This window comes from Rhizobium sp. LARHSG275, from assembly GCF_052871115.1.
Genome location: NZ_JBIXJN010000012.1, coordinates 166,663 through 186,692 on the forward strand (window position 1 = coordinate 166,663; position 20,030 = coordinate 186,692).

18 protein-coding genes and 1 pseudogene are annotated in these 20,030 nt (G+C 61.3%); 12 read left to right on the plus strand and 7 right to left on the minus strand.

The features are described from left to right. Nucleotides 1-32: 32 nt before the first annotated feature. The 9 genes from nusA to ACIPSK_RS18180 all read left to right on the plus strand — a co-directional run bounded on the left by nusA (nucleotide 33) and on the right by ACIPSK_RS18180 (nucleotide 11,764). Nucleotides 33-1,634: a transcription termination factor NusA gene (gene nusA, locus ACIPSK_RS18140; RefSeq protein WP_003555785.1), complete on the plus strand. Its 1,602-nt coding sequence runs from the start codon at nucleotides 33-35 to the stop codon at nucleotides 1,632-1,634. Further along, the gene (locus ACIPSK_RS18145; protein WP_170257477.1) at nucleotides 1,631-2,323 is read left to right on the plus strand and encodes an RNA-binding protein; all 693 of its coding nucleotides are present in this window, start codon (nucleotides 1,631-1,633) and stop codon (nucleotides 2,321-2,323) included. Before nusA ends, ACIPSK_RS18145 begins: the two co-directional genes overlap by 4 nt. A 101-nt stretch (nucleotides 2,324-2,424) precedes the next feature. Continuing rightward, on the plus strand, nucleotides 2,425-5,157 hold the full coding sequence (gene infB, locus ACIPSK_RS18150; protein ID WP_017966458.1) for a translation initiation factor IF-2: 2,733 nt from the start codon (nucleotides 2,425-2,427) through the stop codon (nucleotides 5,155-5,157). 150 nt (nucleotides 5,158-5,307) lie between these two features. Beyond that, nucleotides 5,308-5,712: a 30S ribosome-binding factor RbfA gene (rbfA, locus tag ACIPSK_RS18155; RefSeq protein ID WP_017966457.1), complete on the plus strand. Its 405-nt coding sequence runs from the start codon at nucleotides 5,308-5,310 to the stop codon at nucleotides 5,710-5,712. Nucleotides 5,713-5,725: 13 nt separating this feature from the next. Then, nucleotides 5,726-6,658, plus strand: coding sequence for a tRNA pseudouridine(55) synthase TruB (truB, locus tag ACIPSK_RS18160; protein ID WP_162115589.1), 933 nt, complete (start codon nucleotides 5,726-5,728; stop codon nucleotides 6,656-6,658). 95 nt (nucleotides 6,659-6,753) lie between these two features. Next, on the plus strand, nucleotides 6,754-7,605 hold the full coding sequence (locus tag ACIPSK_RS18165) for an alpha/beta fold hydrolase (RefSeq protein WP_162115590.1): 852 nt from the start codon (nucleotides 6,754-6,756) through the stop codon (nucleotides 7,603-7,605). Nucleotides 7,606-7,758: 153 nt separating this feature from the next. Then, the gene (gene rpsO, locus ACIPSK_RS18170) at nucleotides 7,759-8,028 is read left to right on the plus strand and encodes a 30S ribosomal protein S15 (RefSeq protein WP_003544317.1); all 270 of its coding nucleotides are present in this window, start codon (nucleotides 7,759-7,761) and stop codon (nucleotides 8,026-8,028) included. Between the two features lie 349 nt (nucleotides 8,029-8,377). After that, nucleotides 8,378-10,516, plus strand: coding sequence for a polyribonucleotide nucleotidyltransferase (pnp, locus tag ACIPSK_RS18175; RefSeq protein ID WP_026154380.1), 2,139 nt, complete (start codon nucleotides 8,378-8,380; stop codon nucleotides 10,514-10,516). Nucleotides 10,517-10,747: 231 nt separating this feature from the next. Next, nucleotides 10,748-11,764 carry a class I SAM-dependent methyltransferase gene (locus tag ACIPSK_RS18180; protein ID WP_162115591.1) on the plus strand — a complete coding sequence of 339 codons (1,017 nt, stop codon included), beginning with the start codon at nucleotides 10,748-10,750 and terminating at the stop codon, nucleotides 11,762-11,764. Between the two features lie 94 nt (nucleotides 11,765-11,858). Here the strand turns inward: ACIPSK_RS18180 and fabI are convergent, their stop codons facing one another. Genes fabI through fabA form a run of 3 tightly spaced genes read right to left on the minus strand, consistent with a single transcriptional unit; the run spans nucleotide 11,859 to nucleotide 14,463 of the window. Next, entirely contained in the window at nucleotides 11,859-12,665 is an 807-nt protein-coding gene (gene fabI, locus ACIPSK_RS18185; protein ID WP_162115592.1) for an enoyl-ACP reductase FabI, read from the minus strand. A gap of 4 nt (nucleotides 12,666-12,669) precedes the next feature. Further along, a complete protein-coding gene (gene fabB, locus ACIPSK_RS18190) occupies nucleotides 12,670-13,902 on the minus strand; it encodes a beta-ketoacyl-ACP synthase I (RefSeq protein ID WP_017962727.1) in 1,233 nt (410 codons plus the stop codon). A 45-nt stretch (nucleotides 13,903-13,947) separates the two neighbouring features. Beyond that, complete coding sequence (gene fabA / locus ACIPSK_RS18195; RefSeq protein WP_017966450.1) at nucleotides 13,948-14,463, minus strand: 3-hydroxyacyl-[acyl-carrier-protein] dehydratase FabA; 516 nt, start codon at nucleotides 14,461-14,463, stop codon at nucleotides 13,948-13,950. Nucleotides 14,464-14,764: 301 nt separating this feature from the next. Between fabA and irrA the strand changes: the two genes are divergently transcribed. After that, entirely contained in the window at nucleotides 14,765-15,184 is a 420-nt protein-coding gene (gene irrA / locus ACIPSK_RS18200) for an iron response transcriptional regulator IrrA (protein ID WP_012759643.1), read from the plus strand. Nucleotides 15,185-15,290: 106 nt separating this feature from the next. Here irrA and ACIPSK_RS18205 read toward each other — a convergent pair whose 3' ends face one another. Continuing rightward, entirely contained in the window at nucleotides 15,291-15,926 is a 636-nt protein-coding gene (locus tag ACIPSK_RS18205; RefSeq protein ID WP_162115593.1) for a trimeric intracellular cation channel family protein, read from the minus strand. A gap of 302 nt (nucleotides 15,927-16,228) precedes the next feature. Between ACIPSK_RS18205 and ACIPSK_RS18210 the strand changes: the two genes are divergently transcribed. After that, nucleotides 16,229-16,702: a hypothetical protein gene (locus ACIPSK_RS18210; protein ID WP_017966447.1), complete on the plus strand. Its 474-nt coding sequence runs from the start codon at nucleotides 16,229-16,231 to the stop codon at nucleotides 16,700-16,702. A gap of 3 nt (nucleotides 16,703-16,705) precedes the next feature. Here ACIPSK_RS18210 and ACIPSK_RS18215 read toward each other — a convergent pair whose 3' ends face one another. Next, nucleotides 16,706-17,494 (minus strand): YdcF family protein, encoded by a 789-nt coding sequence (locus ACIPSK_RS18215; protein ID WP_162115594.1) that lies wholly within the window; start codon nucleotides 17,492-17,494, stop codon nucleotides 16,706-16,708. A gap of 69 nt (nucleotides 17,495-17,563) precedes the next feature. After that, nucleotides 17,564-18,286, minus strand: coding sequence for a YoaK family protein (locus tag ACIPSK_RS18220; RefSeq protein WP_162115595.1), 723 nt, complete (start codon nucleotides 18,284-18,286; stop codon nucleotides 17,564-17,566). A 279-nt stretch (nucleotides 18,287-18,565) separates the two neighbouring features. Here ACIPSK_RS18220 and ACIPSK_RS18225 point away from each other — a divergent pair. After that, nucleotides 18,566-18,670 (plus strand): annotated as a pseudogene (locus ACIPSK_RS18225) (DUF2798 domain-containing protein); the annotation flags it as partial. 55 nt (nucleotides 18,671-18,725) lie between these two features. On the opposite strand, the gene ACIPSK_RS18230 reads toward ACIPSK_RS18225, so the two are convergent. Next, nucleotides 18,726-19,979: an MgtC/SapB family protein gene (locus tag ACIPSK_RS18230; RefSeq protein WP_162115596.1), complete on the minus strand. Its 1,254-nt coding sequence runs from the start codon at nucleotides 19,977-19,979 to the stop codon at nucleotides 18,726-18,728. Nucleotides 19,980-20,030: the final 51 nt, after the last annotated feature.

The following is a 20,030-nucleotide window of genomic DNA, read 5'->3' on the forward strand; positions in this document are numbered from 1 at the left end:
GAACCCTGGAGTAAAGACGGAGAAACAAGACAATGGCAGTCAGTGCGAACCGGCTCGAACTTCTGCAGATCGCAGATGCAGTGGCGCGCGAAAAAGTCATCGACCGCGAGATCGTGCTGGCCGCAATGGCCGATGCCATCCAGAAGGCGGCACGCTCCCGTTACGGCACCGAGTCGAACATCCGGGCCGACATCAATCCGAAGACCGGTGAAATCCGTCTGCAGCGCCTGCTCGAAGTCGTCGAGAAGGCCGAGGATTATTCGACGCAGATCCCGCTGGAACTTGCCCGCGACCGCAACCCGGACGCCGCACTCGGCGACTTCATCGCCGATCCGCTGCCGCCGATGGATTTCGGCCGCATCGCCGCACAGTCGGCCAAGCAGGTGATCGTCCAGAAGGTCCGCGAAGCCGAGCGTGACCGCCAGTTCGACGAATTCAAGGATCGCGTCGGCGAAATCGTCAACGGTACCGTCAAGCGCGTCGAATACGGCAACGTCATCGTCGATCTCGGCCGTGGCGAAGGCATCATCCGCCGCGACGAAATGATCCCGCGCGAAAACGTCCGCTATGGCGATCGCGTCCGTGCATACGTCTATGATGTCCGTCGCGAGCAGCGTGGCCCGCAGATCTTCCTGTCGCGCACGCATCCGCAGTTCATGGTGAAACTCTTCACCATGGAAGTGCCGGAGATTTACGACGGCATCATCCAGGTGAAGTCGGTCGCCCGCGATCCGGGTTCGCGCGCCAAGATCGCGGTGATCTCGAACGACAGCTCGATCGATCCGGTCGGCGCCTGCGTCGGTATGCGCGGCTCGCGCGTTCAGGCCGTGGTCGGCGAGCTCCAGGGCGAGAAGATCGACATCATCCCGTGGAGCCAAGATCCGGCGACCTTCGTCGTCAACGCCCTGCAGCCGGCCGAAGTCGCCAAGGTCGTTCTCGACGAGGATGCCGAGCGTATCGAAGTCGTCGTTCCCGACGAGCAGCTGTCGCTTGCGATCGGCCGCCGCGGCCAGAACGTCCGCCTCGCCTCGCAGCTGACCGGCTGGGATATCGACATCATGACGGAGGCCGAGGAATCGGAGCGCCGCCAGAAGGAATTCAACGAGCGCACCAACCTGTTCATGGATTCGCTCGATGTCGACGAGATGGTCGGCCAGGTTTTGGCTTCGGAAGGTTTTGCCGCGGTTGAAGAGCTGGCTTATGTCGATCTCGATGAAATCTCTTCGATCGACGGTTTCGACGAGGAGACGGCGCAGGAAATCCAGCAGCGTGCCCGCGAATTCCTCGAGCGTCTCGAAGCCGAGATGGACGAGAAGCGCAAGGCGCTCGGTGTTCAGGACGAACTGCGTGAGATCAACGGCATGACCGCCCAGATGATGGTGGCGCTCGGCGAAGATGGCATCAAGACGATCGAGGACTTTGCCGGCTGCGCTGCCGACGATCTCGTCGGCTGGTCGGAACGCAAGAACGGTGAAACGAAGAAGTTCGAAGGGCTGTTCTCGAAGTTCGACGTCTCGCGCGTCGAAGCAGAACAGATGATCGTCCAGGCCCGCCTTTCGGCCGGCTGGATCACGCAAGAGGACCTGGCGAAGGGGACCGAAGAAGAGGTCACCGAAGCCGAACAAGAAGCATGATGACCGCGCATGAACCGGACGCTCCTCTCGAGGACGACGATCTTGCAGGTTATGACGTGAACGGACGCATGTGCATCGTGACGCGCGAAAGCGGATCGCCGGAAGAGCTGATCCGCTTCGTCGCCGCTCCCGATGGAACAGTTGTCGCCGATCTGAAGCGCGAGCTTCCGGGACGCGGATGCTGGGTGAAGATCGACCGGTCGCTGGTCGACAGGGCGGTGGCAAAGAAGCTCTTTGCCCGCGCGCTGAAGACGGATGTAAAGGCGGCGGACGATCTCGGCGCGAATGTCGACCGGCTGCTGGCGGCGCAATTGATGCAGATGATGAACATGGCGCGGAAAGCCGGCCAGTTCGTCAGCGGGTCCTCGAAAGTGGATGCCGCGGTCAGAAGCGGAGCAGCCCTTGCGGTGTTCCACGCGACTGGTGCAGCGGACGACGGCGTCCGGAAAATCGACCAGGCCCGCAAGGCCTGGCACCTCGGAATGGAGACCGAGGAGGAGATACCTTCCTTCCGTCTCTTCTCGGAGAGCGAAATGGAAGGCCTGATGGGCCAGAATGCTTTTATCCATGCCGCAGTGCTTGCAGGGCAGGCGGGTGAAGGTGTAGTGAAGCGCGCAAAGATGCTCGAACAGTACCGTAATGGCGGTCAGTCCCGGGCAGCGGGCGGCGCTGGCCGGCAAAAACAATGAGACGGTCACCGGCATCGGCCGGTCCCATTCTCATTGATCGACAGTATTGAACGACAGGGTCTGATCTAGTCATCGCTCCCTGTCCGAAGGAACGGGAACGAATGACCGATAGTAACGACGACAAGACAATCAGCGTAGCGGGCAAAAAGACACTCACCCTGAAACCATCGGGGATGAGCCAGGGTACCGTTCGCCAGGATATGGGTCGAGGCCGCACCAAGGCGGTCGTCGTCGAGACCCGTAAGCGGCGCCCGATGCGCCCGGAAGATGAAAAGCCGATCACACCCGTCGCTCCGGCGGCCCCCGTCCGCGCAGCCGAACCGGCGCCCGCACCCGTGCAGGCACGTCCGCAGCAGCCGGCTCCGCGGGTTCAGCAGGGCAACAACAACCAGACGAACCAGCGTCCGCAGCCGCCGCGCCAGAACGATCGTCCGCGCCCGGTGGTGCTGAACCATCTGTCGCCGGAAGAGATGGACGCCCGCCGCCGCGCGCTTGCCGACTCCCAGGCGCGTGACGCCCAGGATGCGATCCGCCGCGCCGAGGAAGAAAAGCGCCGTGCCGCCGAAGAGGTTGTCCGCAAGGCAGCCGAAGCGGAGGAAGCTGCCCGCCGGGCTGCTGAAGAGGCTATCCGGCAGGCTGAAGCACCCACTGTTGCCGAACCGGCAGCCGCAGAACCGGCTCCGGCCGAAGCACGCTCCGACGCGCCACGGCCGCAGCAGCCCGCATCGTCGGCACCGGCCGCACGCCGGCCCGATGCGGCTGGAGCACCTGTTGCCCGTCCGGCACCCGGCGCTGCCGTCCCCGGCGCCGTTCGCGGCCGTCGCGACGAAAAGGAAGAAGACGATCGTGGCGCAGCGCGCAGCGGCCCGGTCCGTGGCCGCGTCGTGCGCCCGGAACCGGCAAAGCCGGTCACGACTCGTCCGAAGACGGATGAAGAGCGCCGTCGCGGCAAGTTGACGATCACCACCGCCAACGTCGACGGCGAGGACAATGCCCGCGGTCGTTCGCTCTCCGCGATGCGTCGCCGGCAGGAGAAGTTCCGCCGCGGTCAGATGCAGGAAACCCGCGAGAAGATCTCCCGCGAAGTGGTTCTGCCCGAGACCATCACCATTCAGGAACTGTCGCAGCGCATGTCCGAACGCGCCGTCGACGTCATCAAGTACCTGATGAAGGAAGGCCAGATGATGAAGCCGGGCGACGTCATCGACGCCGACCTTGCCGAACTCATCGCCGGCGAATTCGGCCATACGGTCAGGCGCGTGTCGGAATCCGACGTCGAACTCGGCATCTTCAACGTGTCCGACGACGATGGCGAACTGGTTTCGCGCCCGCCCGTCGTTACCATCATGGGCCATGTCGACCACGGCAAGACCTCGCTGCTCGACGCCATCCGCCATGCCAACGTGGTCTCCGGCGAAGCCGGTGGCATCACCCAGCATATCGGTGCCTACCAGGTGGAGCAGAACGGCCAGAAGATCACCTTCATCGATACGCCCGGCCACGCCGCCTTCACGGCAATGCGTGCCCGCGGTGCGCAGGCGACCGACATCGCGATCCTGGTCGTCGCGGCCGACGACAGCGTGATGCCGCAGACAATCGAATCGATCAACCACGCCAAGGCGGCCGGTGTTCCGATCATCGTGGCGATCAACAAGGTCGACAAGCACGAGGCCGATCCGCAGAAGGTCCGCAACCAGCTGCTGCAGCACGAAGTCTTCGTGGAATCCATGGGCGGCGAAGTGCTTGACGTCGAGGTTTCGGCCAAGACCGGCAAGAACCTCGACAAGCTGCTCGAGGCGATCCTCCTGCAGGCGGAAATTCTCGATCTCAAGGCCAATGCGAACCGGACCGCGGAAGGCACTGTCATCGAAGCCCAGCTCGATCGTGGCCGTGGTTCGGTCGCGACCGTGCTCGTCCAGAAGGGCACACTGCGTCCGGGCCAGATCATCGTCGCCGGCGACGTCTGGGGCCGCGTGCGCGCTCTCGTTACCGACAAGGGTGACCATGTGAAGGAGGCTGGTCCGGCAACGCCGGTCGAGGTTCTCGGTCTGTCCGGCACGCCGCAGGCCGGCGACAAGTTCGCCGTCGTCGAAAGCGAAAGCCGTGCCCGCGAAATCTCGGAATATCGTCAGCGTCTGGCCCGCGACAAGGCGGCTGCCCGCCAGTCGGGACAGCGCGGTTCGCTGGAACAGATGATGATGCAGCGCCAGAGCGTCGGCATCAAGGAGTTCCCGCTGGTCATCAAGGGTGACGTGCAGGGCTCGATCGAAGCGATTGCCGGCGCACTGGAGAAGCTCGGCACCGACGAGGTTCGCGCCCGCATCGTCCATTCGGGCGCCGGCGGCATCACCGAGTCGGATATCTCGCTCGCCGAAGCCTCGAACGCGGCCATCATCGGCTTCAACGTTCGTGCGAATACGCAGGCACGCCAGTTCGCCGAGCGCGAAGGCATCGAAATCCGCTACTACAACATCATCTACGACCTCGTGGATGACGTGAAGGCAGCGATGTCGGGTCTCTTGTCTCCGGAACGGCGCGAAACCTTCATCGGCAACGCCGAGATCCTCGAGGTGTTCAACATCACCAAGGTCGGCAAGGTCGCAGGCTGCCGTGTCGTCGAAGGCAAGGTCGAACGTGGTGCAGGCGTCCGCCTCATCCGCAACGACGTTGTCGTTCACGAAGGCAAGCTCAAGACGCTCAAGCGCTTCAAGGACGAAGTGTCCGAAGTGCCGATGGGTCAGGAATGCGGCATGGCCTTCGAAAACTACGAGGACATGCGCGCCGGCGACGTCATCGAGTGCTTCCGCGTCGAGCATATCACGCGCACGCTCTAAACTGCTGCGCCTGAACTTTTTCGAACGCCATCCGCCAGCCGGCGGATGGCGTTCGAGCATCTGGCGACTTGACCTTTTCGACCAAAAGAGTCATGGACGCTCTTCTTTGACGGGTTCGATTCCCAGCCGCATCGGCAAATAGAGATAACAATGACCAGAGCAACTTCTTCCGCGCCTTCGCAGCGCATGCTGCGCGTTGGCGAACAGGTTCGCGCCGCTATCACCCAGGTGCTGCAGCGCGGCGAGGTGCGCGACGACGTCATCGAGGCGACCGTGATCTCGATCTCGGAAGTGCGCATGTCGCCGGACCTCAAGATCGCCACCGCCTATGTGACGCCGCTCGGCGTTTCAGATCACAGCATCGTCATCGAAGCATTGAACCGCAATGCAAGGTTTATCCGCGGCCGGCTCGGGCAGCAGCTTCGGCAGATGAAATACATGCCGGAGGTGCGCTTCCGCGACGATACGAGCTTCGACAACTACAAGAAGATCGACGAGCTGCTGCGTTCGCCCGAGGTGAGCCGCGACCTCGACGGCGACAATGACGAACAATAAACAGAAGAGACGCATGTCCAAACCACGCAAACCCAAGGGCCGGCCGATTTCCGGCTGGCTGATCCTCGACAAGCCGGTGGATTTCGGCTCGACGGAAGCCGTTTCCAAGATCAAGTGGCTCTATAAGGCTGAGAAGGTCGGTCATGCCGGCACGCTCGATCCGCTCGCCTCCGGCATGCTGCCGATCGCGCTCGGCGACGCGACGAAGACCGTTCCCTACGTGATGGACGGCCGCAAGATCTATGAGTTCACGGTGAGCTGGGGCGAGCAGCGGGCGACCGACGATCTCGAGGGCGAAGTGACTGAGAGCTCGGACAAGCGCCCGAGCGAACAGCAGATCCGCGATATCCTGCCTGGATATATCGGCACCATCAGCCAGGTGCCGCCGCAGTTTTCCGCGATCAAGATAGCGGGCGAACGTGCCTATGATCTGGCGCGCGAAGGCGAGACCGTCGAAATCCCCTCGCGTGAGGTCGATATCTTCCGGCTGACCTTGATTGCCTGCCCGGACGCCAATACCGCGCATTTCGAAGTGGAATGCGGCAAGGGTACCTATGTCAGGGCGCTGGCGCGCGATTTCGGCCGCGAGCTCGGCTGCTACGGCCACGTGTCCGGGCTGCGGCGCACCTTCGTCGCGCCCTTCGCGGAAGAGGCCATGGTGCCGCTCGCAGATCTAGTGGCACTGGAGGCGATCGAGGACATGGACGAGCGGCTGGCGGCCCTCGACGCGCTGCTGATCGACACCTGCGAGGCGCTATCGTCCCTGCCCCATCTCGTCATCAACGACGACCAGGCGCACCGGCTGAAGATGGGCAACCCGATCCTGGTGCGTGGCCGCGATGCGCCGATTGCCGAAAGCGAAGCCTATGCGACGGCCCGCGGCAGGCTGATCGCGATCGGCGAGATCGGCCAGGGCGAGTTTCGCCCGAAGCGGGTTTTCGCCTGAACCTGTTTGGGTTTGTGACAACGACAGAGATTGTCAGCCGCCAGCAATGAGATATTTTCCCTGTCGGGCCATGGCGGCCCGACAGGGGGAAGACTATGCGCGGAAATGTTATCGCAATCCTGACGTTCTTTTCGATGTTGCTTGCCGTCGCCGGCGCTCAATCCGCCGAGCGCTGGGCCGAGCTTCCGGCCTTTCCTTCGATGCCGGTGGCAAAGACGAGCGGCATGGCCGATGTGAACGACATCAAGATGTATTACGCCGAATATGGCGAAGGCGAACCTATCCTCTTCATCCATGGCGGTCTTGGAAATGCCGACGTCTGGGGTCACCAGGTCGCCGATTTTGCGAGGGATCATCGGGTCATCGTTGCCGACAGCCGCGGACATGGGCGCTCGACGCGCAGCCAGCAGCCCTTCGGTTACGACCTGATGACGTCTGACTACGTCGCGCTTCTCGATTATCTGAAGATCGACAAGGTGACGCTTGTGGGATGGTCGGACGGCGGCATCATCGGCATCGACATGGCGATGAAACATCCGGAGAAGCTGACGCGCGTCATTGCCCAGGCGGCCAACGTCACGACCGACGGCGTCAAGGCTGATGTCTTGAACAACAGGACCTTCAACGACTACATCAACGTCGCTGGCGAATATTACAGGAAGCTGTCGCCGACGCCGAACGAATACGATGCCTTCGTCACCCAGATCTCCGAGATGTGGGCGACGCAGCCGGCCTGGACGGCAGCGGATCTTGGAAAGATCTCGGTGCCGGTCACGCTTGCCATCGGCGACCATGATGAGGCCGTAAAGCTCGACCATACGGAGATGATGGCGAAAGTCATTCCGGGCGCCAAGCTGGTGATCCTGAAAGACGCCAGCCATTTCGCCATGCTGCAGGATCCCATGGGTTACTATGCGATGATCCGGGACGCCATGGCGGGCCGCTGAAAACCGCTGCAGGAGCTCCCCTCTTTCCATCGCGGCTTATTTGGTTTATAGGCAGCGCCAGCGTCAGGTTTGCCTGCTCGCATTCACGGCCAAAGCTGGACGACATCCCGGCTTTTGGCGACTTTATCTCCTCCTCTTAGAAAGGATCACCCGATGTCGATCACTGCTGAGCGCAAGTCTGCGCTGATCAAGGAATATGCGACCGTTGAAGGCGATACCGGTTCTCCGGAAGTCCAGGTCGCGATCCTGACCGAACGCATCAACAACCTGACCGAACACTTCAAGGACCACAAGAAGGATAACCATTCCCGCCGTGGCCTGCTGACGATGGTTTCGAGCCGCCGCTCGCTTCTTGATTATCTCAAGAAGAAGGATGAAGGCCGCTATTCCAAGCTGATCACCAGCCTGGGTATCCGCCGCTAAGATTGTCCGGCGGGCGCTTTCCAAGCGCCCGCCGGATGTGTTTCGGGACGACGTTCCCGATGAAATGTTCCAGCCGCGCCCTATCTTCTAAGCGGTGGAAAGACCGGCAGACCCGGATGGGCCGGATCTGCCAAACCAACCGTTGACCTGTCATGGGGCAGGATTGCCGGATGCTTTCGGCCAAGGCTTGTCAACGAGCTTTGGCCCGGTTTCTCAGGAATGCCTGAGGAAACCGAGGATGAAAAGCCTCCCGTTGTCTTGCCCGTGATACGTCACATTGATTGCGGTCGACTGTGCGCTGCGCCTTGATATCGGCGATGGCGCGTGCTCCCGCATTGAAGGACAAGACATGTTTGATACACACACAGTCGAAATCGAGTGGGCCGGCCGCCCGCTGAAGCTCGAAACCGGCAAGATCGCCCGTCAGGCCGACGGCGCGGTTCTCGCCACCTACGGCGAAACCGTCGTCCTCGCCACTGTCGTCTCGGCCAAGGCGCCGAAGGCCGGCCAGGACTTCTTTCCGCTCACCGTCAACTACCAGGAAAAGACCTATGCGGCCGGCAAGATTCCCGGCGGCTATTTCAAGCGCGAAGGCCGTCCGAGCGAAAAGGAAACCCTGGTTTCCCGCCTGATCGACCGCCCGATCCGCCCGCTCTTCCCGGAAGGCTACAAGAACGACACGCAGGTCGTCGTTACCGTTATCCAGCATGACCTCGAAAACGACCCGGACATCTTGTCGATGGTCGCGACCTCGGCTGCGCTGACGCTCTCCGGCGTGCCCTTCATGGGCCCGGTCGGCGGTGCGCGCGTCGGTTACATCAACGGCGAATATGTTCTTAACCCGCATCTCGACGAGATGGACGAATCGAGCCTCGACCTCGTCGTCGCCGGCACCTACGACGCCGTGCTGATGGTGGAATCCGAAGCCAAGGAACTCAACGAAGACGTCATGCTCGGCGCCGTCATGTTCGGCCACAGGGGCTTCCAGCCGGTTCTCGACGCGATCATCAAGCTCGCCGAAGTGGCCGCCAAGGAGCCGCGCGACTTCCAGCCGGCAGACTACTCCGCTCTCGAAACCGAGATGCTCGGCCTTGCCGAAGGTGAACTTCGCGAAGCCTACAAGATCACCCAGAAGGCTGACCGCTACGCCGCCGTCGACGCCGTCAAGGCGAAGGTGAAGGCACACTTCCTCCCCGAGGAAGGCGAAGCTCGGTACACGGCCGAAGAAGTCGGCGCGATCTTCAAGCATCTGCAGGCGAAGATCGTCCGCTGGAACATCCTCGACACCAAGAGCCGTATCGACGGCCGCAACCTCGAAACCGTCCGTCCGATCGTTTCGGAAGTCGGTCTTCTGCCGCGCACCCACGGTTCGGCGCTGTTTACCCGCGGCGAAACCCAGGCGATCGTCGTTGCGACCCTCGGCACCGGCGAAGACGAGCAGTATGTCGACAGCCTGACGGGCATGTACAAGGAGCGCTTCCTGCTCCATTACAACTTCCCTCCCTACTCGGTTGGTGAAACCGGCCGCATGGGCTCCCCGGGTCGCCGCGAAATCGGCCACGGCAAGCTCGCATGGCGCGCGATCCGTCCGATGCTGCCGACCGTTGAGCAGTTCCCCTACACGCTGCGCGTCGTCTCCGAGATCACCGAGTCGAATGGCTCGTCCTCGATGGCGACCGTCTGCGGTACCTCACTCGCTCTGATGGACGCCGGCGTTCCGCTGGCAAAGCCGGTTGCCGGTATCGCCATGGGTCTGATCCTGGAAGGCGATCGCTTCGCTGTCCTTTCCGACATTCTCGGTGATGAAGACCACCTCGGCGACATGGACTTCAAGGTCGCCGGTACCGCCGACGGCATCACCTCGCTGCAGATGGACATCAAGATCACCGGTATCACCGAAGAGATCATGAAGGTCGCCCTTGGCCAGGCCCAGGGCGGTCGCGTCCACATCCTCGGTGAAATGTCCAAGGCCATCACCGAAAGCCGCGGCCAGCTCGGCGAATTCGCTCCGCGCATCGAAGTCATGAACATCCCGGTCGACAAGATCCGTGAAGTCATCGGCTCCGGCGGCAAGGTCATTCGCGAAATCGTCGAAAAGACCGGCGCGAAGATCAACATCGAAGACGACGGCACCGTCAAGATCGCCTCGTCCTCCGGCAAAGAGATCGAAGCGGCCCGCAAGTGGATCCACTCGATCGTTGCCGAACCTGAGATCGGCCAGATCTACGAAGGCACGGTCGTCAAGACCGCCGACTTCGGCGCCTTCGTCAACTTCTTCGGCGCCCGCGACGGTCTTGTCCACATCTCGCAGCTCGCTTCCGAGCGTGTTGCCAAGACCCAGGACGTCGTCAAGGAAGGCGACAAGGTCTGGGTCAAGCTGCTCGGCTTCGACGAACGCGGCAAGGTTCGCCTGTCGATGAAGGTCGTAGACCAGGCCACCGGCCAGGAAATTGCGAACGAGAAGAAGAAGGAAGAAGCGGCCGAATAAGCCGCCTTCCCGACTCAATACCGGGCGCGGGAATGCTTCCGCGCCCTTTTTTGTATCCTAAAGCGCGGCGCGATCTTTCAGATCGCAGATTCAAAGTGATAGAGCGTCCTTAGCGCGTCTGAAAAGACGCGTGGCGCTCTAGCCGCACTTCAGGTCTTTGGTTTTGCGCATGTCGTGCTCGCAAAACCGCTGAACACTTTTGCGCGACATGCTTTAAGACGAGACGAGACCATGAGCAGCGAGACGCTGAAGACCCTGTTCCATCCCTTTACCAGCGGCACAGTCGCGGCGCCCGGCGAAGGCGAGCGCGTGCTCTTCCTCGGCGCCGAGGCAGGCTTTGCGCTGCCGGAAGGCTTTGCCGCCTCGCTCAGCGCCGTCCAGGGCTTCCGGCCGCTCTATCGGCAGTTGCTGGCGCAGCGGATCGAAGCGAAGCCGGAGATCGACGGCGAGGACTACGATGCGGCTCTGGTGCTCTGCACCAAGCACAAGGGCGAGAACGAGGCCAATCTCGCCGCCGCGATCGCCCGCACGCGGCTCGGCGGCCTGATCGTCATTGCCGGCGCCAAGGAAGACGGTATCCAGCCGCTGCGCAAGCGGATGGAAGGTTTCAATCTCGCCGTCGACCATATGCCGAAATATCACGGCGTTGCCTGCTGGTTCGGCCGGCCAACGGATGCCGACGAGATCATCTCCAAGCTGGCAAAGGCGCCGGTACGCGTCGACGGCCGTTTCCAAGCCACCGCCGGCATGTTCTCGCATGACCGGATCGATGCCGGATCGGAGCTGCTCGCCTCGCGCCTGCCTGAGGATTTCACCGGCGACGTGGCGGATTTCGGCGCCGGCTGGGGCTATCTTTCCGTCGAGATGGCGCAGAAGTCGCGTGGGCTGACCCGCCTCGACCTCTACGAGGCCGATCACGCGGCTCTGGAGGCTGCCAAGGGTAATCTGGCCAAGAACTGCCCGAACGCGCCTGCACGCTTCTTCTGGCACGATCTGGCGGGCGAGCCGGTCAAGGACAAATACGACCTCGTCATCATGAACCCGCCCTTCCATGAGGGCCACGCAGCCGAGCCGGCGCTCGGCGAGGCGATGATCAAGACCGCCGCATCCGCCCTTCGCGGCGGCGGCCGCCTGATGCTCGTCGCCAATCGCGGCCTGCCCTACGAGCCGGTCCTGGCGGCGAATTTCAGGGAAAGCGGCGAAACCTGCCGCAACGCACGCTTCAAGGTTCTCTGGGCGAAGAAATAGGCTTACGCGGCTTCGACGCCGATCCTATCATCGAACAACAAAAAGGCCGTGCGCATCATCTGCGCACGGCCTTTGAGTTTCAATCGAATAGCGTTTACTCGATGTCCGCCCTGCGCAGCGTTTCCAGTGTCGGCATCGAGGTGACGTTGAAGCCGGCGTCGACGAAGTGGATTTCGCCGGTGACGCCGGAGGATAGGTCGGAGAGTAGGTAGAGAGCCGAGCTGCCGACCTGATCGATGGTGACGGCCTTGCGCAGCGGCGCATTGCGCTGGTTCCAGGAGAGGATCGCTCGTGCATCGGAGATGCCGGCGCCGGCAAGCGTGCGGATCGGGCCGGCGGAAATGGCATTGACGCGGATGCCGCGCGGGCCGTAGTCGGCGGCGAGATAGCGCACCGAAGCCTCGAGCGCTGCCTTGGCAACCCCCATGACGTTGTAGTTCGGGATGACGCGCGTCGAGCCATTGTAGGTCAGCGTCAGCATCGAACCACCATCTTCCATCAACGGAGCGCAGCGCTTGGCGATCTCGGTGAAGGAGAAACAGGAAATGACCATGGTCCGGCTGAAATTCTCACGCGTCGTATCGGCGTAGAGACCCTTCAGCTCGTTCTTGTCGGAAAAGCCGATGGCATGAACGATGAAATCGAGCTTGCCCCAGCGCTCGCTTATCGCGTCGACCACGGCATCGACCGAGGCGACGTCCTCGACGTCGCAGGGCAGGACGAAATCCGAGCCGACCTCGGCAGCAAGCGGCCTGACGCGCTTGCCGAGCGCATCGCCCTGATAGGTGAAGGCGAGTTCCGCACCCTGTGCGGCGAGAGCTTTTGAAATCCCCCAGGCGATCGAGTGGTTGTTGGCGACGCCCATGACGAGCCCGCGCTTACCCTGCATGATTCCCGTCATATTATTATCCGTTATAGCGCTGGAAGACCAGCGTGGCGTTGGTTCCGCCGAAGCCAAAGGAATTGGAGAGGGCAATGTCGATCTTCGCGTCGTCGATGCGCTTGCGCACAATCGGGACACCTTCGAATTCGGGATCGAGCTCGGTGATATGGGCGCTTTCGCCGATGAAGCCTTGCTGCATCATCAGCAGGGAATAGATCGATTCCTGCACGCCGGCAGCGCCAAGCGAATGGCCGGTCAGCGACTTGGTCGACTGGATATGCGGGATCTTCGAGCCGAATACCTCACGGATCGCACCGATTTCCTTGCTGTCGCCGACCGGCGTCGATGTGCCGTGGGTGTTGACATAGTCGACATCGCCTTTGACGGTGGCGAGCGCCTGGCGCATGCAGCGGATAGCGCCTTCGCCCGACGGGGCGACCATGTCGTAGCCGTCCGAGGTTGCGCCGTAGCCGACGATCTCGGCATAGATCTTGGCGCCGCGGGCCTTGGCGCGCTCCAGCTCCTCGAGCACCAGCACGCCGGCGCCGCCGGCGATGACGAAACCGTCGCGGTTGACGTCATAGGCGCGCGAGGCGCTGTCCGGCGTGTCGTTATATTTGGAGGACATGGCGCCCATGGCGTCGAAGAGGTTGGACATCGTCCAGTCGAGATCCTCGTGGCCGCCGGCGAACATCACGTCCTGCTTGCCCCACTGGATCATCTCGGCGGCGTTGCCGATGCAATGCGCCGAGGTCGAGCAGGCCGACGAGATCGAATAATTGACGCCGTGGATCTTGAACCAGGTGGCGAGCGTGGCCGATGCGGTAGAGGACATCGCCTTCGGCACGGCGAAGGGGCCGATGCGCTTCGGGCTGTTGTTCTTCACGGTGATCTCGGCAGCTTCGATCAGGGTGCGGGTGGACGGACCGCCGGAGCCCATGATGATGCCGGTACGCTCGTTCTGAGCGTAGTCTTTCTCTTCCAGGCCGGAATCGGCAAGTGCCTGTTTCATGGCCACATGGTTCCAGGCGCCGCCCTGCGACAGGAAACGCATGGCGCGGCGGTCGACCAGTTCGGCAAGTTCCGCCGAACCGAGCTTCGGACTGCCCCAGACCTGGCACTTGAACCCGTGTTCGGCGAAATCGCTCGAAAAGGAGATACCCGACTTTGCCTGTCGCAAGGATTCGGTGACTTCGGCCGCGTCGTTTCCGATCGAGGACACGACACCCAGACCCGTGACAACTACCCGTCTCATCTGATCAAACCTTTGTTGTTTTCGTCAGCCGCTCGAAATGCGGTTTCAGGCCGTCTTGTCTTTCGATAGACCGACGCGAAGGTCGGCCGCCTGGTATATGGTCTCGCCGTCCGCCTTTAGCCAGCCGTCGGCCGTGCCGAGGACCAGACGGCCGCGCATGACACGCTTGAAGTCGATGCCATATTCGATCAGCTTCGTCTGCGGTCGGACCATGCCCTTGAATTTCACTTCGCCTGTTGAAAGCGCCATGCCGCGGCCTTGCTCGCCGAGCCAACCCAGATAGAAACCTGTCAGCTGCCACATGCCGTCGAGACCGAGGCAGCCCGGCATGATCGGATTGCCTTCGAAATGGCAGGGAAAATACCAGTCGTCGGGGCGCACGTCATATTCCGCCCGGAGGTAACCCTTATCGAAGGTGCCGCCCGTTTCGGAAATCTCCGTTATGCGGTGAACCATCAGCATGGGCGGCAGGGGCAGCTGCGCATTGCCGGGGCCGAACAGCTCGCCGTGCGCGCAAGCGATGAGTTCTTCATACGAGAAGCTGGACTGTCTGGTCGTCATAAAGTTTCTTTTTCCCCCCGCGTCAAGCCGATGGATGTGAACGTGTAGTCCAGGTTCTTCAGAAAATGAAGCACAAGCAAGGCAGCTTCATTCATCGCCCCGGACCAGGCTTGCACCATTATTTGGTGGTCGCATACAGGAAGGCTAGGGCTGGGACCAGACCTATTTGCGTCAAAAGCCCGTTTTTGCCGCGTTTATCAGGCTCCCGTCGCCATTGAACTATTGAAAGGCTCCGATGCAAAAGTTATACCGCTTAAAGAAACATGATTGCTTTATGCCAGAATAACCGGAGTTGGTTTTGATGACGGGTGCACTCCCGATCGCAATAGAGGTAAGGCTGCGCGGTGCGGGCCTGCGCCCCACCCGCCAGCGCGTCGCCCTCGGCGACCTCCTGTTTGCCAAGGGCGACCGGCATTTGACCGTCGAGGAACTGCATGAAGAGGCGGTTGCCGCCGGCGTGCCGGTGTCCTTGGCAACGGTCTACAACACGCTGCACCAGTTCACGGAAGCCGGTCTCATCCGCGTTCTCGCCGTCGAGAGCGCCAAGACCTATTTCGATACCAATATTTCAGACCATCACCATTTCTTCGTCGAAGGCGAGAACGAGGTTCTCGACATTCCCGTCAGCAACCTGACGATCGCCAATCTGCCGGAACCACCCGAAGGCATGGAGATCGCCCATGTCGACGTGGTGATCCGCCTGCGGGCAAAGCAGGGCTGACGATACCGCTAAAGCGCGTCGCGCCGAATCGGCCCCTCGATCTCTATTTTTATGCATGTCGTTGTCCCAAAACCGCTACGCACTTTTGGGCGACATGCATTGGGCTTCACATGACATCGTCGGGGTGCCGGCCAGGCTGATGCTTGTAGGTCGGGAAGGTCCAGCCGAACCACAGGGCTCCGCCGCGCACGGCAAAGGCTGCGACGACGCCGCAGGCCGACGCCAGATAGAGCTGCATTCCGAGCCCATTGGCGGCGGTAAACACGCCGGCGCCAATGAGTGCGGCGGTGACATAGATTTCCGGCCTCAACAGCACGGAGGGCTCGTTTGCCATCAGATCGCGCAGGATGCCGCCGAAAGTCGCCGTCAGCGTGCCGGTGACGATCGCGATTGTGGGCGAACCGGTGGCGGCGAGGCCCTTGGCGGCGCCGAGCACGCAATAGGCGGCCAGGCCGATCGCATCGAGCCAGATCAGCAGGCGATAGCGCGATTCCAGCAGGTGGGCGGTGAAGAAAACGATGATCCCCATGATACAGCAGACGAGGATATAGGCGGGGTTCAGCACCCAGAAGACCGGCACGCGGCCGAGCACGATATCGCGCACGGTACCGCCGCCCGTTCCCGTCACCATGGCGAAAAACAAAAAACCGATCAGATCCAGTTGCTTGCGCGAGGCGGCGAGCGCGCCTGTCGCGGCAAACAGCGCAATGCCGGCATAATCGAGATAGACGAGCAGAGACATGCGAGCCCCGGGACCGGCTGAAGTTCAGAGCATGATGCCGAAAAGTGTGAGCGGTTTTCGGACGACATCATGCTCTCACTCTTGAATTGAGAACAGGATTCAGATTTTAGGCCAACTAGGCCTAAAATCATCCTGTTCTCGGGAATCAATCACGGCGGCAAGGGCGGCGCAAGGCGGCGCGGCCATAAAGCTGATGTCTTTGATTTAATGCATGTCGTCGTCCCAAAGCATGTCGTTGTCCCAAAACCGCTGCACAGTTTTCGGCGACATGCATTGGGAGCCTTTATCCAAAGAGGAAAGCCGTGAAAACGCTGGTGCTCGCCGTTCTGAATATCGTCCTGCTGCTTGCCATGCCGGCCGTCGCCCTCAGTCAGCAATCGCTGATATCCGACCCTGAGATCTACGAGAAGAAACATTTCCAGCAGCAGTGCAAGACGGCCGAGTTTGCCGACGGCTTCATCATCCGGCAGGACATCAACAATGACGGCCTGATCGATGCGGTGGTCAACGAGGGCCAGCTGACCTGCGACGGGCAGAAGGGGCCGCAATGCAATGACGACGGCTGTACCTATAATTTCTACCTGCAGGTTGCCGAAGGCGGTTATTTCATGATCGCAACGGCACAGATCTATGGCTACGATTTCGTCCAGCGCTTCGGCAACATGGTGCTGGCGATGAAGATGCATCCGCGCTTCTGCGACCGCACCGAGGGTGATCCCTGCACCGTGACGGCACGCGTCCGCGGCACGAAATTCGTCACCATCTCGAAGAAGTAGACCTCAGCTTGGATAAAGCTCCGACGTGCGGCCGGCGAGGTAATATCCGACCAGGCCATACCATTCGCGGATCGCCGTCGCCATGTTCTGCGCATTGAGGCTCGGCTGGGTGAAATCAAACCCAAGCCTCACGCGGCCGTCGGTGCGATAATCGGTCGGCCAGGGCACGATATCGATGCCGAGCTTGCGGAAGATGCCGACGGATCGCGGCATGTGAAAACCCGAGGTGATCAGCAGGCAATTGGAAAGGCCCTGGCTTGCCAGGAATTCCTTGGTATTGACGGCGTTTTCGAAGGTCGTGCGCGATTGCCTCTCTTCGATCAGGCGATCCCTGCCAACGCCGAAGAGCGGAAAGAAACGCTCGGAGGCGGCCGCATCGCCTTCATAGATACCTGAGATGGAGCCGTCGCCGCCCGATACCAGGATACGTGACTGCGGAAATTTCTGCGCGAGCCGCAAGGCTTCGACGAAGCGGTCGGCTCCGTCATTGAATTCTATGCCGTGGCGCGCCGTGTTCACCTCGTTTTCGAAGCCGCCGCCGAGCACGATCATGCATTGCAGGCTATCAGGATCGGCAGCGGGCTTGGCGAAACGCTGCTCGAGACCCTGCATCAGGAGGTTTCCGGCGGTGGTGTAAAGCGTCACGAAAAGGATAAGGGCCGAACCAGCTGCGCCGAGAATACTTAGGGTACGCCAGCGCAGGAGGCCGGCAATCAGGGCAAGCAAGATGAGGAAGAATGCCAGCGACAGCGGCTGAGCGAAAATCCAGACAAGCTTCGAAATCAGGAACAAGACCCACTCCTTTGAGGATTAGCGGCGGTCCTTCCTATCCGATTCGACGGTAACAGGAATGCGACGGTTTTATTTCGCGTGCGTGAGGGCCGATCCGCTCGGCGCGATCTTCTGATTGAAGCGCCGCTGAAGCGGCCGCGGGATGAGCATTGCGACCAGTGAAAGCATCATGGCGAAGAGGGAGACCAGCCACAACGCATGCGCTCCGGTCAGTCGCGTCAGGACGGCGCCGACGATCGCGCCGAGCATCATGCCGCCCCAGGGTACGATCTGGATCGTCCATTCGACACGACGATCGCCGATGATCCAGCGGCCGATGCCACGGCCGAAGCGCGACAGAGCGCCTGTGACATAAGTCAGGCCGATCGGCAGGCCTTCGATGTGCTCGACGGCGGCGTTCACCATGCCCATGGAAAAGACGATCATGTAGAACCGCACGAACAGCATGTTCTGTACTGTCATCACCGAGGCGAGCGCCAGAACCAGGGCGACGCAGCCAAGCACCACAAAAATGCGGCGCTGCGAAACATGGGAGATGACGATACCTGCCGCATTGCCAAGCACGAAGACGATGATGGCAGAGATCAGGACAGCGGCATGATAAAGATTGCCCTCGCTCAAGGCGAGTGCGGCACGCGTCGTATTGCCTGTCATGAAGGAAACGAAATCGCCGGTGAGCAGAAGACCGGTCGCATCGGTCATGCCGGCCAGAAACGAAATCGAGCCGACGAGGGCGAGCCCGGTCAGGGTTCGGCGGGTACGGATGATGCGGCGTCGTCTTGATCTGGTCATTGGCTGAAGGTCCCGGAGCCGAATCGCTGAGATTCCAGCAACAAGCATACATCCTCGCATTGAGGAATTGGCAAAGGCGATCGGAAGGGGGTGGGCGACTTGAACGGCAAGAGACATTTTCGGCCATAGAGGCAGCGTTGCTTCAGATCGAAGCTCCGTAAGCGTTTACGTCAATCAACGCGCAACCCGTCGATCGGTGCTGCGCAATTGTCTGATCGGCACCTTAGGGAGATCAAAAGGCCCAAAGGCAAACTCCCCAAACGTTACAATACGATCGTCATGTCACTCATCCTCTCGCTGCTGATGACATCAGTCGTCTCGGCGATCAGCATCGTGAGGGCACAGGGCCTGACCGCGCCTGCACTTGCCATGTGGCCCTCCACATAGGCGCTCTCCTGGGCGATCGGCTTTCCCGTGCTGCTGTTGGTTCTGCCAGTGGTCACGCCAGAACCAAGCCGGCAATTGCGGCAAAAGTCGCGACAATGCCGGCGATCGCGAAACGAACTGCATAGGCGATGCTCCCCATGCTTGCTGCAAGAACAGCTTTCGCAAGCAGATTGGCGAACGCGGCGACCGCTATGGCGCGAGCGGCCGCATCCGCCGGCACCTGGACGGATGACAATTTAGCCACGGCAAGTGTAATCGCATCGAGATCGCCCAGTCCCGTGATGAACGCAAGGGCGAGCAGCGACTGGTTTCCGAAGACGTTCAGGGTCACGCGCGTCAGGACTATCACGACGGCGAGAACAAGCGCGAAACGCAGCACAACCATCACCTCAAGTGGGTTTCGCGGCAAGAAATCAGTGCTGTCATCCGGGCGCCGCCACGATGCGGCGAGGCCGCCTGCCATGGCGAAGATCACAGCAGCGGGAGCGAGCGATGGAACCAGTTCCTTGAAAACAGCCGGTGCAACGACGCCGCAAATCAAAAGCACCCGGGCGAGGGAAACGGCGCCCGCCAGCATCGCTCCCGCTGAAAGCAATGGTGAGAGGGCAGGCATCTGTGTCGACTGGCGGGCAAAGGAAAGCGTCAAGGCCGTCGACGAGACAATGCCGCCGCTTGCCCCGGTCAGCAGGATGCCGGCGCGGGCGCCGCTGAGCCTGATCAGGATATAGCCGGCAAAGGAAACAGTTCCCACCAGGATCGTCAGCATCCAAAGCTCGAAGGGGTTGATCGCCTGCCAGGGGTCAACCGGCTGATTGGGAAGGATCGGGAGGATGACGACCGTCATCGTCAGGAGGATCAGGGCGGCCCTGAGCTCGAGCCAAGTCAATTGACGAAGAAATCCATGCAATGGTTCGCGCGCGGCGAGGAGCGCTGTTATTGCAACAGCGCTTGCCGCCGTTGCCGTCATATCCGCAACGACTGCGCCGAAGCCCAGCGCGAAGACCGTTATTGCCGCAATGGCACCGGTTGCGCTGTAGTCTTTGTCATGTGTTGCCTGCATGCGGCTGAAAAGGAGAATTGTGACGCAAAAGGAAGCAAAGATGGCCGTCGGCAGAATTGGCCCCGTCACGGGCTGCAGGAAGCCGCAGAAGCCGCCCAGGAAACTGGACAGGCCATAGGTGCGGATCCCCGCTACCCTTTTGCCCGACGCGGCCTCACGATCCTGCCAGCCGCGCTCGATGCCGACCAGAATACCAATCGCAAGCGCGAGACTGAGGCGCTGGAAGGCTTCTTCGGTCGTTACCATGACGTGATCATCCGATGGGTCCAGACGTTGCCGGCCCATCCAATCGTGAAG